Origin of the sequence: Pseudoduganella sp. RAF19 (assembly GCF_052114165.1) — a bacterium.
Lineage (GTDB): Bacteria > Pseudomonadota > Gammaproteobacteria > Burkholderiales > Burkholderiaceae_D > Rugamonas.
Map to the genome: position 1 here is coordinate 550,988 of NZ_JBFREF010000001.1, position 16,017 is coordinate 567,004.

15 protein-coding genes are annotated in these 16,017 nt (G+C 64.2%); 9 read left to right on the top strand and 6 right to left on the bottom strand.

The genetic code is table 11. From position 1 onward, the window contains the following. The first annotated feature begins 3 nt into the window (after nucleotides 1–3). The 4 genes from AB4Z19_RS02675 to AB4Z19_RS02690 are packed head-to-tail and all read left to right on the top strand — an operon-like array spanning nucleotide 4 to nucleotide 6,208. Nucleotides 4–3,165 (top strand): efflux RND transporter permease subunit, encoded by a 3,162-nt coding sequence (locus AB4Z19_RS02675; protein WP_442034175.1) that lies wholly within the window; start codon nucleotides 4–6, stop codon nucleotides 3,163–3,165. Beyond that, nucleotides 3,158–4,279, top strand: coding sequence for an efflux RND transporter periplasmic adaptor subunit (locus AB4Z19_RS02680; protein WP_442028922.1), 1,122 nt, complete (start codon nucleotides 3,158–3,160; stop codon nucleotides 4,277–4,279). The genes AB4Z19_RS02675 and AB4Z19_RS02680 overlap by 8 nt, the downstream gene beginning before the upstream one ends. Beyond that, nucleotides 4,276–5,670 carry an efflux transporter outer membrane subunit gene (locus tag AB4Z19_RS02685; RefSeq protein WP_442034177.1) on the top strand — a complete coding sequence of 465 codons (1,395 nt, stop codon included), beginning with the start codon at nucleotides 4,276–4,278 and terminating at the stop codon, nucleotides 5,668–5,670. The genes AB4Z19_RS02680 and AB4Z19_RS02685 overlap by 4 nt, the downstream gene beginning before the upstream one ends. Before the next feature lie 46 nt (nucleotides 5,671–5,716). After that, complete coding sequence (locus AB4Z19_RS02690; protein WP_442028920.1) at nucleotides 5,717–6,208, top strand: DinB family protein; 492 nt, start codon at nucleotides 5,717–5,719, stop codon at nucleotides 6,206–6,208. A 16-nt stretch (nucleotides 6,209–6,224) separates the two neighbouring features. Here AB4Z19_RS02690 and AB4Z19_RS02695 read toward each other — a convergent pair whose 3' ends face one another. Continuing rightward, nucleotides 6,225–7,277: a LacI family DNA-binding transcriptional regulator gene (locus AB4Z19_RS02695; RefSeq protein WP_442034179.1), complete on the bottom strand. Its 1,053-nt coding sequence runs from the start codon at nucleotides 7,275–7,277 to the stop codon at nucleotides 6,225–6,227. Between the two features lie 76 nt (nucleotides 7,278–7,353). On the opposite strand from AB4Z19_RS02695, the gene AB4Z19_RS02700 reads away from it, so the two are divergent. Further along, on the top strand, nucleotides 7,354–7,665 hold the full coding sequence (locus AB4Z19_RS02700; RefSeq protein WP_442034181.1) for an antibiotic biosynthesis monooxygenase family protein: 312 nt from the start codon (nucleotides 7,354–7,356) through the stop codon (nucleotides 7,663–7,665). Nucleotides 7,666–7,755: 90 nt separating this feature from the next. Further along, nucleotides 7,756–8,109, top strand: a complete 354-nt coding sequence (locus tag AB4Z19_RS02705; protein WP_442029715.1) for a hypothetical protein — start codon at nucleotides 7,756–7,758, stop codon at nucleotides 8,107–8,109. On the opposite strand, the gene AB4Z19_RS02710 is transcribed toward AB4Z19_RS02705, so the two are convergent. Then, entirely contained in the window at nucleotides 8,106–8,876 is a 771-nt protein-coding gene (locus AB4Z19_RS02710) for a substrate-binding periplasmic protein (protein ID WP_442029717.1), read from the bottom strand. The genes AB4Z19_RS02705 and AB4Z19_RS02710 overlap by 4 nt on opposite strands. Before the next feature lie 68 nt (nucleotides 8,877–8,944). Between AB4Z19_RS02710 and AB4Z19_RS02715 the strand changes: the two genes are divergently transcribed. Then, nucleotides 8,945–9,484, top strand: a complete 540-nt coding sequence (locus AB4Z19_RS02715) for a GNAT family N-acetyltransferase (RefSeq protein WP_442034183.1) — start codon at nucleotides 8,945–8,947, stop codon at nucleotides 9,482–9,484. Between the two features lie 7 nt (nucleotides 9,485–9,491). After that, on the top strand, nucleotides 9,492–10,262 hold the full coding sequence (gene xth / locus AB4Z19_RS02720) for an exodeoxyribonuclease III (protein ID WP_442022717.1): 771 nt from the start codon (nucleotides 9,492–9,494) through the stop codon (nucleotides 10,260–10,262). Here the strand turns inward: xth and AB4Z19_RS02725 are convergent. From AB4Z19_RS02725 to AB4Z19_RS02740, 4 genes are read right to left on the bottom strand one after another with little or no spacing between them, the layout of a single operon-like run. Continuing rightward, complete coding sequence (locus AB4Z19_RS02725; RefSeq protein WP_442022716.1) at nucleotides 10,257–11,393, bottom strand: tocopherol cyclase family protein; 1,137 nt, start codon at nucleotides 11,391–11,393, stop codon at nucleotides 10,257–10,259. The two genes, xth and AB4Z19_RS02725, sit on opposite strands and share 6 nt — an antisense overlap. Next, the gene (locus AB4Z19_RS02730; protein WP_442022715.1) at nucleotides 11,390–12,412 is read right to left on the bottom strand and encodes an AraC family transcriptional regulator ligand-binding domain-containing protein; all 1,023 of its coding nucleotides are present in this window, start codon (nucleotides 12,410–12,412) and stop codon (nucleotides 11,390–11,392) included. Before AB4Z19_RS02730 ends, AB4Z19_RS02725 begins: the two co-directional genes overlap by 4 nt. Continuing rightward, a complete protein-coding gene (locus AB4Z19_RS02735; protein WP_442022714.1) occupies nucleotides 12,403–13,026 on the bottom strand; it encodes a hypothetical protein in 624 nt (207 codons plus the stop codon). The genes AB4Z19_RS02730 and AB4Z19_RS02735 overlap by 10 nt, the downstream gene beginning before the upstream one ends. Before the next feature lie 9 nt (nucleotides 13,027–13,035). After that, nucleotides 13,036–14,772: a GMC oxidoreductase gene (locus AB4Z19_RS02740; protein WP_442022713.1), complete on the bottom strand. Its 1,737-nt coding sequence runs from the start codon at nucleotides 14,770–14,772 to the stop codon at nucleotides 13,036–13,038. A gap of 168 nt (nucleotides 14,773–14,940) precedes the next feature. Between AB4Z19_RS02740 and AB4Z19_RS02745 the strand changes: the two genes are divergently transcribed. Then, nucleotides 14,941–15,963, top strand: a complete 1,023-nt coding sequence (locus tag AB4Z19_RS02745; RefSeq protein ID WP_442022712.1) for a diguanylate cyclase domain-containing protein — start codon at nucleotides 14,941–14,943, stop codon at nucleotides 15,961–15,963. Nucleotides 15,964–16,017 lie beyond the last annotated feature (54 nt).

Consider the following 16,017-nt stretch of genomic DNA (forward strand, 5'->3'; position numbering starts at 1 on the left):
GGCATGTGGATTGTCAGTATAGCGCTGCGGCGCCCCTATACGTTTATCGTACTGGCTGTTTTGATTGTGTTGGGCGGGATTTTTTCGATTCTGCGCACCGCGACGGACATCTTCCCCGAAATTAAAATCCCTGTCATCAGTGTGATCTGGTCGTACACCGGCCTGCCGCCTGAAGACATGGCGAACCGCATCGTGTCCTTCTCCGAGCGCACCGCGCAGACGACGGTCAACGATGTGGAACACACGGAGTCGCAGTCCTATCTCGGCACCTCGGTGGTGAAGTATTTCTTCCAGCCGCGCGTGGACCCGAATCTGGCGCTGACCCAGATCACCGGCGTGTCGCAAACCCAGCTGAAGTTTTCGCCGCCGGGCACCACGCCGCCGTTTGGCCTTATTTATAACGCTTCCACGGTGCCGATCGTGCAGCTGGCGCTGACCAGCGACGAGCTGTCCGAATCCCAGCTGTTCGACTTCGGTAATACCTTCATCCGTACCGGCCTAGCGACGGTGCAGGGCGCCTCGATCCCGTTCCCCTACGGCGGCCGCCAGCGCCAGGTGCAGGTGGACATCGATCCCGCCGCGCTGCGTGCACGCCAGTTGTCGCCGCAGGACGTCACCAATGCGATCGGCGCGCAGAACCTGATTCTGCCGGCCGGTACGCAGAAGATCGGCGGCACCGAATACAACGTGAAGCTGAACGCCAGCCCGCGTACCATCGAAGAGCTGAATAACCTGCCGGTGCGCGCCGCGCCGAATGGTAATGTGACTTATGTGCGCGACGTGGCCAATGTTCACGACGGCGCAGCGCCGCAGACCAATGTGGTGCGCGTGGACGGCAAGCGTGCTGCCCTGATGAGCGTTCTGAAGACCGGTAATGCCTCCACGCTGGACATCATCGACGGCATCCGCGACCGCCTGCCGGGCATCCAGGCAGGCATGCCGTCTTCGCTGCACGTTGCGGCGATCGGCGATCAATCTTTATTTGTTCGCGCCGCGGTGAGCGGCGTGATTCGCGAGGGCGTGGTGGCGGCGGCCCTGACCGGCCTGATGATTCTGCTGTTCCTCGGTTCCTGGCGCAGCACGCTGATTATTACGATTTCCATTCCGCTGTCGGTGCTGGTGTCCATCATCTGCCTGTCGGCGCTGGGCGAGACGATCAACATCATGACCCTGGGCGGCCTGGCGCTGGCCGTGGGTATCCTGGTGGACGATGCGACGGTGGCGATCGAGAACATCAACTGGCACCTGGAGCAGGGCAAGCAGGTGGAAGAGGCGATCATGGACGGCGCGCAGCAGATCGCGGTGCCGGCCTTCGTCGCCACATTGGCGATCTGTATCGTGTTCGTGCCGATGTTCTTCCTGACCGGCGTATCGCGCTACCTCTTCGTGCCGATGGCGGAAGCGGTGGTGTTCGCGATGATCGCGTCCTACATCCTGTCGCGTACCCTGGTGCCGACGCTGGCCAAATACTGGCTCAAGATGCACGACCATAGTGCACGCGCGACCCACGTCTTTGCGCGCTTCCAACAGAAGGCCGAACGCGGCTTCGACAAGCTGCGCGACGTTTACCACGGCGCGCTGACCCGCGCGCTGGCGCGCCGCCGCAGCTTCGCGCTGGCCTTCATGGCATTGGGTGCGACCGCCTTCATCCTGGTGCCGTGGCTGGGCCGCGATTACTTCCCGGCCGTGGATTCGGGCCAGATCAAGCTGCACCTGCGCGGCCCGACCGGCATGCGTATCGAGGAAACGGCGGCGCTCGCTGACCGTGTCGAGGCGGTGATCCGCCAGACGATTCCTAAGGCGGAAGTGGAAAATATCGTCGACAATATCGGCCTGCCGTATAGCGGTATCAATCTGGCTTACAGCAGTTCGGCGCCGGTTGGGCCGTCCGATGTGGACATCTTCATTTCGCTGAAGCCGGAGCACGCGCCCAGCGAAGACCATATCCGCGAGCTGCGCAAGAAGCTGAACGCCAGCTTCCCGTCGGTGAGCTTTGCCTTCCTGCCGGCGGACATCGTCAGCCAGATCCTGAACTTCGGCATGCCGGCGCCGCTGGACGTGCAGATTGTCGGCTTCAACCAGGATGCCAACCGCGAGTTCGCCAATAAGCTGTTCCAGAAATTGCGCCAGATTCCGGGCGCGGCCGACCTGCGCATCCAGCAGCCGCTGGACTATCCGCAACTGAACGTGAAAGTGGACCGCAGCAATGCCGCGCAACTGGGACTGACCCAGCGCGACGTGGCGACCAATCTGCTGGTGTCGCTGTCCGGCAGCTTCCAGACGTCGCCGACCTTCTGGGCCGATCCGAAGACGGGTGTGCAGTACAACGTTGCGACCCAGACGCCGCAATACCGCATGAACTCCCTGCAGGACCTGGGCGCGACGCCGATCACATCGACGAATGGCGCGGCGCCGCAGCTGCTGTCCAATCTCGCGTCGGTCACGCGCGGCGTGGGGCCGGCGGTGGTCAGCCATTACAACGCCAAACCGGCGATCGATATCTATGTCGGGGTGGCGGACAGCGATCTCGGTTCCGTGGCGGACGCGGTCAAGAAGATCGTGGAAGAATCCCGTGCCGAACTGCCGAAGGGCAGCGATATGGTGATCCGCGGCCAGGTGCAGAGCATGTATTCGTCCTACTATGGCCTGATGTTCGGCCTGGTGGGCGCGATCGTGCTGATTTACCTGCTCATCGTGGTCAACTTCCAGTCCTGGCTGGACCCGTTCATCATCGTCACCGCGCTGCCGGCCGCGCTGGCGGGCATCGTGTGGATGCTGTTCCTGTCGCGCACCGCGGTCAGCGTGCCTGCACTAACGGGCGCCATCATGTGTATGGGCGTGGCAACGGCGAACTCCATTCTGCTGGTGAGCTTTGCCCGCGAGCGCATGGCGGCCGGCGACGACGCTGCCACTGCGGCGCTGGCGGCTGGTTATACCCGTTTCCGTCCGGTGCTGATGACGGCACTGGCCATGATCATCGGCATGGTGCCGCTGGCACTGGGCCTGGGCGAGGGCGGCGAACAGAATGCGCCGCTGGGCCGCGCCGTTATTGGCGGCCTGTCGCTGGCAACCATCGCCACGCTGCTTTTCGTCCCGACTGCTTTCACGATTATTCACGGCTGGCTGGCAGAGCGCCGCACGGCCAAAGGAGCCATTCATGCTTAAGAAGAATTTGAATTTTGTGCTGCCGCTGGCAGTGCTGGGCGCACTGGCTGCGTGGGGCATCTTCACCCGCGTGCAGGCGCACGCCGCCTTGCAGCACCAGGCGGATGAAGCCGCGGTGTCGCTGGTATCGGTTCGGCCCGTAGCGCAGGGTGCGGCCGACGAAGCGCTGTCCTTGCCCGGCAATACCATCGCTATCGCTGATGCGCCGATTTACGCCCGCACCAGCGGCTACCTGAAAAGCTGGCACGTGGATATCGGCAGCAAGGTCAAGGCTGGACAGCTGCTGGCGGAAATCGATACGCCTGAAGTGGACCAGCAACTGAAACAGGCCGAAGCCGACCTGGCCAGCGCGGAAGCCAATGAGTCGCTGGCGCGCAGCACGCACGAACGCTGGCAGGGTTTGCTGAAGACCGAGTCCGTGTCGCACCAGGAAGCGGACGAGAAGGCGGGCGATTTCGCCACCAAGCACCAGATTACCGCCGCTGCCCGCGCCAATCTGCAGCGCGTGCGCGACCTGCGCGGCTTCCAGCGCGTGCTGGCGCCGTTCGATGGCACCATCACCGCCCGCAATACCGACGTGGGGCGCCTGATTGCCACCGGCACCGGCGCGGAACTTTTCCACATTGCCGACACGCGCAAGCTGCGCGTCTATGTGCAGGTGCCGCAGGCTTATGCGGCTTCGATGCGCGCAGGCGTGCAGGCGGACGTGAAGTTCACCGACCGTTCCGACCGCAACTGGCCGGCAGCGGTGGTGCGCACGGCCGATGCGCTCGATCCGGTCACGCGTACGCTGCAAACCGAACTGCAAGTGGATAACAAGGAAGGCCAGCTGCTACCGGGTGCTTACGCCGAAGTGCACTTCAGGCTGCCCGGCGCCCCGGGCGCGCTGCGCGTTCCTTCCAATGCGCTGCTGTTCCGCGGCGATGGTCTGCTGGTGGCCACCGTCAGCGCCGACAATCATGTGACCCTGAAGCCGATCCAGGCGGGGCGCGACCTGGGCACCGAGCTTGAAGTGCTGAGCGGCGTGACCGCCAGCGACCGTGTCGTGATCAATCCGCCGGATTCACTGGTGCAGAACCAGCTGGTACGCGTGGCGCAAGGAAAAGCACAATGAAGCAGTTCGCGATACTGCTGGCCGCAGCAGGGCTGAGCGCCTGCTCGCTGGCGCCGACCTATCAGACCCCGCAAACGCCGGCTGTCGAACAGTATAAGGAAGCCGGCGACTGGCAGCCCGCGCAGCCTGCCGACGCCACCGTGCGCGGCGCATGGTGGACCGTGTTTGGCGACCAGCAGCTGAACGCTTTGCAGCAGCGTGCCGCCACGTCCAACCTGGGGCTGCAGGCCGCCGCCGCACGCTATGCGCAAGCACGCGCTGTTGCCGATGAAGGTGGCGCCGCATTGTTCCCGGTCGTCGGGCTGGACGCCGGCGGGCAACGCCAGCGTATCGCCGCATCGCAGAACGCGCGCGGCACGGGACCATCCATCGGCAATGCGCTCTCGCTACGCGCGCAGATGTCCTATGAACTGGACTTCTGGGGCGCCATCCGCAACAGTGCCGCGCGCGCCGCGTACAGCGCTGACGCCAGCGGCGCCGAGCTGGAAACGGCGCGTCTGTCGCTGCAATCCGAGCTCGCCGCCGACTGGTTCCTGCTCACGGGGCTCGACGCCCAGACCGAACTGTTGGAAAGCGCTATCGCTGCTTACGCGGATGCTGCCCGCATCACGGAGCAGCGTCACCAGGGCGGCGCTGCCGCGCTGACCGACGTGTATCAGGCGCGCACCCAGCTGGAAAACGCCCGCGTGCAGCTGGGCGCCACCCGGCTGTCGCGCGCCCGCCTGGAACACGCCATCGCCATTCTGCTGGGCGAAGTGCCGTCGAAATTCAGCCTGCCGCGCACAGCACTGGCGCTGGAGCCGCCCGCCGTTGCAAGCGGCCTGCCGTCGCAACTGCTGGAGCGCCGTCCCGACGTTGCCGCCGCCGAGCGCCGCGTGGCGGCCGCCAACGCGCAGATCGGCGTCGCGCGCGCCGCCTGGTTCCCGGCCTTCACGCTGGGCGGCGCTGCCGGTTATGCGGGGGCGCCCGGCAGTTGGCTGACCGCACCGAATCTGCTGTGGTCCGTTGGCCCGCAAGCTGCGCTGACGCTGTTTGACGGCGGCCGCCGCAGTGCCCAGCAACGCGGCGCCCAAGCTGCGTATGACGAGAGTGTGGCGACGTACAAGCAGTCCGTGCTGACGGCATATGGCGAAGTGGAAGACCAGTTGGCCGCGATTCACTGGCTGGACGATCAGCGCTTGTCGCAGTCGCGCGCCGTTGAAAGCAGCGGTCATGTGCTGGAGCAGGCCAATAACCGCTACAAGGGCGGCATCGCGACCTATCTGGAGGTGACATCCGCGCAGACCGCGTCGCTTCAGGCGCGCCAGGCGGACCTCAACCTGCGCGTGCAGCGCCTGAACGCATCGGTTGGCCTGATTCGTGCGCTGGGCGGCAGCTGGAAGGCGTCGTAGCGGGTTTTGAGCGACAATAGCGATTCTGCGCCTGAAGGAGCAAGCCATGTCTGTCGCCACGCTGGAATCGCTATTCGCCTTCAAACTCTGGTCGAACAAGGAACTGTTTGAAGCCCTGGGAACGCTGAATGCCGCGGAGTCGGTGCAGCCGATGCTCCGCACGCTGAGCCATATCTATGTGACGGACCGCATCTTCCGCGCCCACCTCTCCGGCGTGCCGCACAGTTACACCTCGCCGCACCTGGTGCCGCCGCCCACGCTGTCCGAACTGCGCGCGGCGGTGGAGGAAACCGACGAGTGGTATCTGCAGTACGTTTCCTCGCTGACGCCGGCAGCGCTGGCAGAGCGCATCCAGTTCCAGTTCACCGATGGCGATATGGGCAGCATGTCACGCGAAGAGATGCTGCTGCATATCTCCACCCACGGCTGCTACCACCGTGGCAATGTCGGCCAGATGCTGCGCGACAGGGGCGTGTCCCCGCCGCGCGATCTGTACACGCGCTTCCTGCATCAAACCGAACCCGCACGCCGCAGTTGAGCCTGGGCGCCGGGGTTCACGTGCTGGCGCGGTGAACCAGTTCGAATCCGACGTCCATTACCCGTTCGACCGGCGCGCTGCTGTTTGGGTCTACCCGCTGAAGAATGGCTTTTGCGGCCGTGCTGCCGATCAGCGTACCATCCACGCGAATCGTGGACAGGGCAGGGTAGACGTGGGCCGCAAAACTCAGGTCGCCAAAGCCCATCACCGCCAGTTGCGACGGAACGGCAATGCCGCGGCTGGCTGCTTCGATCAGTACCCCGTGCGCCAGGGTGTCGGAACTGGCCGCGATCGCATCCAGTTCGGGATGTGCATCAAGTAGCCGCCCCGCGCCAGTGCGCCCCAGCGGCAAAGTCGCCACGCCGGACAACACCTCGCTTGCAACGACCTCCACGCCATGCCTTGCTAGCGCTACCAGCAGGCCTTGTTTGCGGCGCACGGCGCGGCCATCATCCATGGTCACAATGCCCACGCGGCGATATCCACGCTCCAGCAGGTGGCTGGCCACGACGCGGCCGGCCTCCTCGTGCGAGAAGCCGACCAGCATGTCGATTGGCGCCGGCGTCATGTCCCAGGTTTCCACCACGGGGACGCCGGCTTTCTGCAGGCGGTTGCGGGTATTGTCCGTGTGCTGGGTGCCGGTGAGGATGACGCCGTCGGGACGGCGGCTCAGGATGGTCTCCACCAGTAATTCTTCGCGCCAGCTTTCGTAGCCGCCCAGGCCAAGCAGCACCTGGTAGCCGGCAGCGGTCAGCGTTGCCGTGGCTGACTGCACCATATCGGCAAAAACGGGATTGGCGATGTTGGGAATGACCAATGACACCAGTTTGCTGCGGTTCATGGCCAGACCGCCAGCCAGCATATTCTTCACATAACCTGTTTCGTCGATGGCGGCCTGAATTTTGGCGAGCGTGTTGGGCTTCACCAGCTGCGGTTGATTCAGCGCGCGCGACACCGTGATGGCCGAAACGCCCGCCACGCGGGCCACATCCACCAGAGTCGGACCGCCGGCGGGAACCGTCTCGGCGCTGCTGTTGAGCAATCGTATTTCGGGTTTCTCGGTTTTCATGCGACGATTGTAACTGGCACGACAACCGGTGCCAATGCATCAGTATGGCGGCAGTTAATCCGGTATGATGGGGGCCATGGATACGCCAGAATTCCAAACCATCTGGGAGTTTCGCGTGCCTGAGGGCGCGCGGGACGAATTCGCCAGCCACTATGGTCCGGAGGGCAGCTGGGCGCATTTGTTCGCGCGCGGCGAGGGCTATCTCGGCACCGAGCTGCTACAGGATGCCACCGACCCGGAACGCTTCCTCACCATCGACCACTGGCTCAGCCAGGACGATTTCGAAACCTTCAAAACCCGCTTTGCCGAAGAGTACGCCGCCCTGGATGCGCGCTGCGAGGCGCTGACCGCCGGTGAACGCGCGATCGGGCAGTTCTTTACCCCCTGACCGCAAAGTGTTTCTTTTTCGCACCATTGTTTTTGTGTAAATTATTTCCCCATGGCATAATCAAAGCCATAAAACAATCAATACTGGGACATGATCAAGAAAACTCTGGCCTTGGCGCTGCTGTGCGGCGCCACCACCGTGGCTTTTGCCACGACCGCCCAACCAGGCATGTGGGACAGTCTGGTCGGCCTGAAGTATGCGAAAGCCCGCAAGGAAGTGATCGACGCGGGCTGGCGTCCAGACCACCGCAAGGCCGACTCGGCATGGGAACAGCAGTTGCAGCTGCAATATCCCGAGCTGCGTTCCTGCACCGTGGACCGACCGGCCTGCACCCTGTATTTCGTCGCTTACGACGGCACTTGCCTGAAGGTCGTCGCCGAGGGCGAAAAGGTGAATGACTTCACGGTGCGCAGCGTGGCCAAGGAGTGCCAGCGCAAGGACTAACGCCGGGACAGCGTCGCGCTGTCCAGTTTTATGTCCAGCTGCATCAGGTGCATATTCAGGATGTGCAGGTTGACGTCCGCCTTCACCAATTCTTTTAGCCGGGCTTCGAAGGCCTCGGCATATTGTCCGCAGGGACTGCCTTTGACGAAGGCGAAGTAGTTTTTGTCTTCGGTGATGAAGGGGCGCACGGCCACGAAGTGCTCGCTCTGCCTGTGGCGGGCAAGCCAGGTTTCGCCCGTGAGCAGGCCGGTAATCACGTAATCGATGCGGCCCGCGGCCAGCTTTCTGAAATTGGTGTCTGCATTGCCGGCTTCCTCGAGGTGCAGGTTCCCTTCGGCGAACTTGTCGAATTCGGCGCTGAAGCGGTTGCCGAGCGCCACGCCGCCCCGCTTGTCGACCAGGTCGCCCCAGTGGTGATAGACGAAGCTGTGCTGGCGGTTGATGAACACGGCGACGGGATTGGGAAAGGCCGGGGTGCGCACGTAGCTGAGATAAGCTTCGCGCTCGGGCAGCATTTTGAGTGTCGCGACCATGTCGATGCCGCCTGAAGCAGCCACCGCCAGCACGCGTTTCCATGGCCCGAGATAGCGCACTTCGTAGGGAATCTTCAGGTCGTCGAGAATGTGCGTCGCGAGGTCAATACTGGCGCCACGCAATCGTTCGCCGTCATACCAATGCAAGGGTTGATAGTCGGGATCGGCCGACAGCACGAGTTTGCCGCATTCGCTGCGGCATGGCAGAGCCAATACAAGCAACAGCACCGCCATGATGGGGCGTAACCGTGAAACCATCGTTTGATACTACTCCCGGCGATCGGGCTGGTAAAGTAGCACCTATGAATTTGCAACTGCGCCTCGCCACACCCGCCGACCTGCCCGAAATCATGCGCCTTGAGCGTGCAGGATTCGCGGCCGACATTCAGGAAACCGATATTACTTTCGCCGAAAGACTTGCTGCCGCGCCGGATGGCTGCTGGGTGCTGGACAACGAAGAAGGGCGCCTGCTCGGTTATCTATGCGCGGAGTTCTGGGCCTTTGACCCCGCCGCTCCGGCCGCGAAGTTTGCGCGGGACCATAGCGCGGGCGCACTGCACCGGCTGGACGGGGAGGAAGTGTATATCTCGTCCATGGTGGTCGATCCCGCCACGCGCGGCACGGGCTGGGGACGCCGTCTGTTCCGCGATGCGGTAGCGGCGATGTTTGCACGCCACAACCGCTTGCGCAGCGCAATCCTGATCGTGCATCCGCAGTGGGATGCGGCGCGGCGCATCTATCATGCGGAAGGCTTTGCGGAGATCGGCAGCGTGCCGGATTATTTCGCAGCCGCGCACGGAACGCGCATGGAAGCCATCATCATGCGCCGCGCCGGAGTATGATGTCCGGATGAGAATCGCGACCTTTAATATCAACGGGCTCAATGCCCGGCTTCCCGCCCTGCTGCAATGGCTGAACGAAACCAAGCCGGATGCCGTCTGCTTGCAGGAACTGAAAACGCCGCACGAGAAATTCCCCGAGGACGCGTTCAAGGACGCGGGCTACGGCGCGATCTGGCACGGCCAGAAGAGCTGGAACGGTGTGGCCATCCTCGCGCGCGGCAAGGCGCCCATTGAGATGGGGCGCGGCCTGGCCGGCGATCCCGAGGATGAACAGAGCCGCTATATCGAGGGCATGGTCGATGGCGTGATGATCGCCTGCCTGTATCTGCCCAACGGTAATCCGGCGCCCGGTCCCAAGTTCGACTACAAGCTGAAATGGTTCGACCGCCTGATTCTGCGCGGCGCGGAGTTGATTGATAAGTCTGATCCTGTCGTGATGGCGGGCGACTATAACGTGATGCCGCACGATATCGATGTCTATAAGCCGGAGCGCTGGCTGGACGATGCGCTGTTCCGCCCGGAGTCGCGGGCGGCGTTTCAGAAGCTGATGGACCAGGGCTGGCTGGATTCGGTGCGTCATCTGCATCCGGATGAACGGATCTTTACGTTCTGGGATTATTTCCGCAATGCGTTTGGGCGCGATGCGGGGATTCGCATCGACCATTTGCTGCTGAATCCCGTTGCGGCCAAGCGCTTGCGCGGCGCGCAGGTCGATCGCGATGTGCGCGGACGCGAGAAGCCGAGCGATCACGCGCCGGTGTGGATTGAGCTGTCATAACAGGATCGGCACGCCGCAGGTTTCGCCGTCGGTGAGGATTTCGAAAGCGGCGCCGTGCGCGCTGCGATAGTGCTGCGTCGCCTGGTCGCGGCGCCGCAATGTCAACTCGCACGCGGCCAGCTTCGAATTCAGGCAGATTTTTTGCGGCCTGCCTGGATTGTCGTAGCGCAGGCCTGCAAAGGACTCTTGCGGCGCATGGATGCGAATGCTCAGGCGCAGGCCGTCCTGCTCTGCTTCAATGCGCCAGTCGAAGCCGTTCAGCGTGGCCTTGGTGCGAAGCGCGCGCAGTGCGCTATTCAGGCGCAATTCCTCGCTGCCAATTCGCAGCACGACCAGCGTCATCGCGGGCGTCCAAATGCCGCCGAACCGTAGCCGGGCCGTGGCGCACTCCAGGAAAACGTCCGGTGCGTTGTCGAAGCCTGCCACCTGGCCCCAGGCGTAATGGTCGGTATGGCGGCGGCCCCAGTTGTGATTCAGACTGCCGCGCCAGTTCTGCACGTCGACGCGGCGGCCATCCAGGTCGATGGTGCCGGTGAACAGCGCATCCGGCACCGTCACCAGCGCCTTCGCCGCCGGCAACCGCGTCTCATACAGCCCGCGCGGCAGCAACAACAGCGGCGCCGCGCCACCGCCGACCTCCAGCGCCCACCCCAGCGCCCCGCCCACGCCGCCGCTCACCCCACCACTCATGCCTTCCCGCGCCCCGCCGTTCGCGCCTCCGCTCGTGCCATCGTCCGTACCGCCGCTCGTGCGGCGGCGGGCGCCGTCGCGAGGGGCGAAGCGGCTGGGGCCTGCGCCGATTGCGTCGCTGGAGGGCGCTGCGTTGCCGGTGATGGCGGTGCGCGACAGCGTGCTGGAGCCGATGGTGAGGGTTTCGCTGCCGAGCGTGCACTCTGCCAGCGGTACGCGCTGCCTGGCGGCGTGGATGCGCTGGCGCTCGCCGTCGAAATAGATCGCCCACACTTCGCCGACAGCATCGTCCGGCCGTCCTGGCGGCTGAAACAAGGTATAGCGCAGCCACAGTGCGAGCGGGCGGCCGGGATGGTTGGCGCGCTGGAACCAGCTTTCGTAATGGCCCTCCGGCCCAGGAACGTAGCGGCAGCGATTTGCAGCGACAAACGCTGCGCTCATTGGACGCGCAAGCGGTGGTAAATCGGCGCCATACGCTGTTTGAAGTCGAGCGGTGCGTCGCCCGTCCAGCGGTGGAAGGCGCGGCACAGCGAAGACTGCTCGTTGAAGCCCACCTCCGCCGCCAGATCAGACAAACTGGCATGTCCATCCAGCAGACTGAGAACCGCGTGTTGCGCCCGCGTCGCATTGAGCACCTGCCGGAAGCTGGTCCCTTCATCGCGGAGCTGGCGCTGCAAGGTCCTGTAGCCCAGACCAAGCAAAGCTGCCACCGACATCTCATCCGCCATCGCCAGCGGCACGCGCGTTCCCAGCAGGCCCATGATCGTGCGCGCCAGCGACTTCCGTGTGGCGACGGTGGCGGCGCAGTGCCCCAGCCAGCCATTCAAGGCCACGTTCAATGCCGGCGCCGCAAAGCGCGGTTTCGCATCCAGCAAGTCGAGGCCAAAGGACACGCCATAATGCGGCGCGCCGAAGCGATGCGGGCATTCGAGCACGTTGTCGTAAGCCTGCACCGCAGCCAGCCGCGGATGAGCAAAGCTGACCTGCGCAACGTCGACCTTCTCGCCAAGCAGATAGCGTCCATAAGACACCCAGCCCGCCAGGATGCCTTCCACGACCATCGGCGGCACGGCCTGCGCAGGCCGCCAGCTAAGGTGCACCAGCTTTCCCGCCCGCCGCACGGACGCGTGGCCCAAAGTGCTGGTCAGGGATTCCAGCTGGGTGAGGTGGCGGATCGATTCAGCTAAGGTTGGCGCGGTGGCTGCCGCCACGCCCAGCATGCCGAAGCCGGCGCCCCCAACGCGTGTGCCAAACTGCAGCCCCAGCGCCGATTCGCCCAGCTCGCGCACACCGCCATACAGTGTATGCGCAAAGCTGGCGCCGACCACGCGGCGGGCATGGCCGGCCAGCGCTGGCGGCGGCGCGGCCGGCAGCCCGCGCTCCGCCAGGAAAGCGCCCAGCGCATCGGCATACAGGGACGAGACGCTCGGCGCCTCAGGCCAGGATTGGTTCAGACCCATGGAAAGAAGACTTTGGCAAGAGTGCTGAAAATGGTTTCGACGAAAAGAATCCGCACGGTCAGCTCATCGTACCATGCCGTATTGATGGTGCTCATGGATGTGGTGAAGTCCCACACCACGTCCGGCTTCCACCACTCGAAGTGCAGCTCGGACGTCCACACCGCCTGATACAGCACGTCCTGCACCGAAGGCAGCGCCTGGCCCGCTGGCGCGAATACCGCATGCAAGGTGGTCATATCGTCGATCAGGTCCATGCCCGGATCGTCGTGCACATGCTTCACGCCCAAGACCTGAACCGCAGCGCTGTTCAGACGATAAGCCAGCAGCCGCCCGTCATCGCCCGGCGCGGGCGACAGAATGTTCAGCGTGCCCGTCACCGGCTGGTTCGGCACGCCATCCATCACCAGCGTGCCGCTCACGGTGGCCGAATGATTCGGATTACTGCGCCACGCATCGATATCGCCAATCCGCACATTCAGATAGACATGGGCCAGGCGATATTCGCCGCCATACCATGCATAGCCATGCATCTCTTCGCTGAAAGAGATGCCGCGCGCCCAGGCCAGGCAAGGCAGCATCAGGCAAAGCAGAAGGGCGAGAAGAAATTTGCGCATGATGCCTCCTCACAGGGGGAACAGTTCGGCCGTACGTTCGGCCAGAGCGGAAATGGTCAGCAGCGGATTGGCGCCGATCGAAGTTGGCGCGATCGATCCATCGCATACCCACAAGCCATCGTGCACGGCCAGCGAACCGGCGGCCGGGTTGTAGACCTGTCCATCGGGACTGACCACCGCGTCCTCGCCGCGTTCGCCCATGGGACAACCGCCCAAAGGATGCACCGTCGTCATGGCGCCACCGAACAGGGGACTGCTGCGCGGACTGTCCACATACTTGCCGCTGAAGGCCTGCGCATGTTTTGCCATCTCCGCGCGCAGTCGCGCCACGAAAGGCTCCTGCATCAGCGCCGGCCACACCACCTTCGCCTGGCCCGTGCTGTCGAGCTGCACGCGGCCGGACGCGCTGTCATGGCCGATGCCCAAATAGACCATGCTGTGATTCAGCGCGCCGTCAGTGCGCAAGCCAAGCGCGTCGCGCGCAATGCGCTGGGTGGCGGCGAATTCCGGCATCAGGCCGGCGGCGAGCGGCATGGCGAGCCGCACCGCATCGACCAGCGGACTTGGGATGGCCGCTTCTTCGATCAGGAAGCGGCGCTCGATCACGGGATCGCTGCGGTAATCGGCCGCGATGGTGATGGTAGGCCCGGTGCGCGCCATGCCATCCAGTCTGGAACCAAGGCCGGTGCCCATGAGGTTGGACTGCACCGCGGTGTTGTAGCCGAAGCCCAGCAGATCGCCGTTGGCCGAGAAGTGTGTGCCGAGGGCAGGGGACAATGGCAAACCCTGCGCCTGCGAGCGCAGCAAAATCTGCGTGCTGCCCAGTGCACCGGCCGCCAGCACCACGTGGCGGCTGATGACGGTGCCGCGCACCGCCGCACCATCGGCCGGACGCGCCAGATAGTGCACCTGCCAGCGTCCATCGCTCAGGCGCTGCAGCCATTCGACTTCGATGCGGGCGTAGATCTCGGCGCCGTTGGTGCGCGCCAGCGGCAGATAGTTCACGTCCAGCGTGTTTTTCGCGCCCACGCGGCAGCCGGACACGCAATCGCCGCAATGCGTGCACGCCGCCTGCACCACGCCCTGCGCGTTCGGCAGGTTCGGATAGCGGCGCAGATTCACCGCCAGCGACAGCGCACGCGGCGCGACAGCGGCGCCCTGGCGCTGGCGCTGCCTGGTGGTCGTCGCGTGCAGCCAGTTCTTGCGCAGTGCATCCGCCTCGGTGACCGTGTCGGCGGCCAGCATATTGCGCACGCGCTCCTCGTACACGTCCATGGCGCCGCTGGCGTAGGCGCGCTGGATGGCGAGCGGCCAGCGCGAGAACACGTCGCGGTCGGGCGCGATCACTACATTGGCATTGATCAGGGAGGTGCCGCCGATGCCGCTGCCGGTCAGCACGTCCAGCGTGGCACCGGCGCGGTAATCGAACAGCCCAAGCGGCTGGGCAGTGCTGCGGAACTGGCCGAGCGTGGACGTGAGATTGGACGGGAAATCCGGCGGCATCCATTCCTTGCCGCGTTCCAGCACTGCCAGACGGCGGCCGCTCGCCAGCCGCGCCGCCATGACCGCGCCGCCGTAGCCAGACCCGATTACCAGCACGTCGTACTGCGCGCCCAGCTGGCCAAGTGGCCGGGTCAGACTGTTGCGCTGCGGCGTCGCGGCGCGGGCCGATGGCAGGCAGCCGGCTGCGGCCAGCGTGCCCATCGCCGCAATGAAACGGCGCCTTGCATCTCGAGAATTTGCCACGGTTGGCCTCCAGGTCAGTTGGGTCGATCCATTCTGTCGGCGACGGGGAGGGCGGTCTTGTCCCAATGCGACATGTGCTGTTGAGCAAACAGCGACGTTGCCTGTTAGTCAGTTATCGTTCAAACTACAGGGTGAGAATGTGTGAGTATTAATTAGGCAGCTTCAGTAATGAATAATTCGAATCTCAATCCGGCTCTGTTGCTGGAAGTGATCAAGACGCAGACGGAAATCGCCCGCCTGGGCGTGGATCTCGGTAGCGTGATGCAGCTGGTGTGCCAGCGTGCCGGCAGCCTGATTGGCGCCGGCGGCGCCGTGGTCGAACTGGCCGAGGGCGGCGAAATGGTCTATCGCGCCGCATCTGGCTTCGCGGGGTCGCAGCTAGGCCTGCGCCTGCAGCGCCAGGGCAGCTTGTCCGGCTTGTGCGTGGCGCAAGAACAAATCCTGCAATGCGACGATTCCGAACTGGATGACCGCGTGGACCGTGCGGCCTGCCGCAAGGTCGGTCTGCGCTCGATGCTGGTGGTGCCGCTGCGCCACGACGAACAGACCGTGGGCGTGCTGAAAGTGATGTCGTCCAAGGTCGCTGCCTTCACGGCGGAGGACGTGGAGCTGCTTGGGCTGATGTCGGAACTGATCGGCGCGGCCATGTACCACGCGGTGAAGTTTGAAGCCAATGACCTGTACTACCGCGCCACGCATGACGCACTCACCACGTTGGCCAACCGCGCGCTGTTCTTCGACCGCCTGCGCCAGCAACTGGCACAGGCCGCGCGCAGCCAGGGCTGCATCGGCATTCTCAATATCGATATGGACGGGCTGAAAACCATCAACGATTCCTTCGGCCACCGCGCGGGCGATGCGGCCATCTGCGAAGTGGCCTCGCGCATCGGCGCCGAGCTGCGCGAAGCGGATCTGGCGGCGCGTCTTGGCGGCGACGAATTCGGCGTCATTCTGTCCGGCGTGCGCGACCGCTGCAGCGTCGAGCAGAAGTGCTTCAGCATGGCCGAACGTATCCGTGACCCGTTCGAATTCGAAGGCCGCCCCTTGCGTCTGGGCGCCAGCATCGGCCTTGCCATCTGCCCCGAAGATGGCACCGAAATGGACCGCCTGATCGAAATCGCCGACCAGGCCATGTACGCCGTCAAACACGCCGGCAAGCTGACCGGCGCTGGGCGACCTGTTGCTGCGTGACAATCTGCGCATTTTTTTAGGAATTGCCCCGCTATAATTTTCTTCAACTAGTTG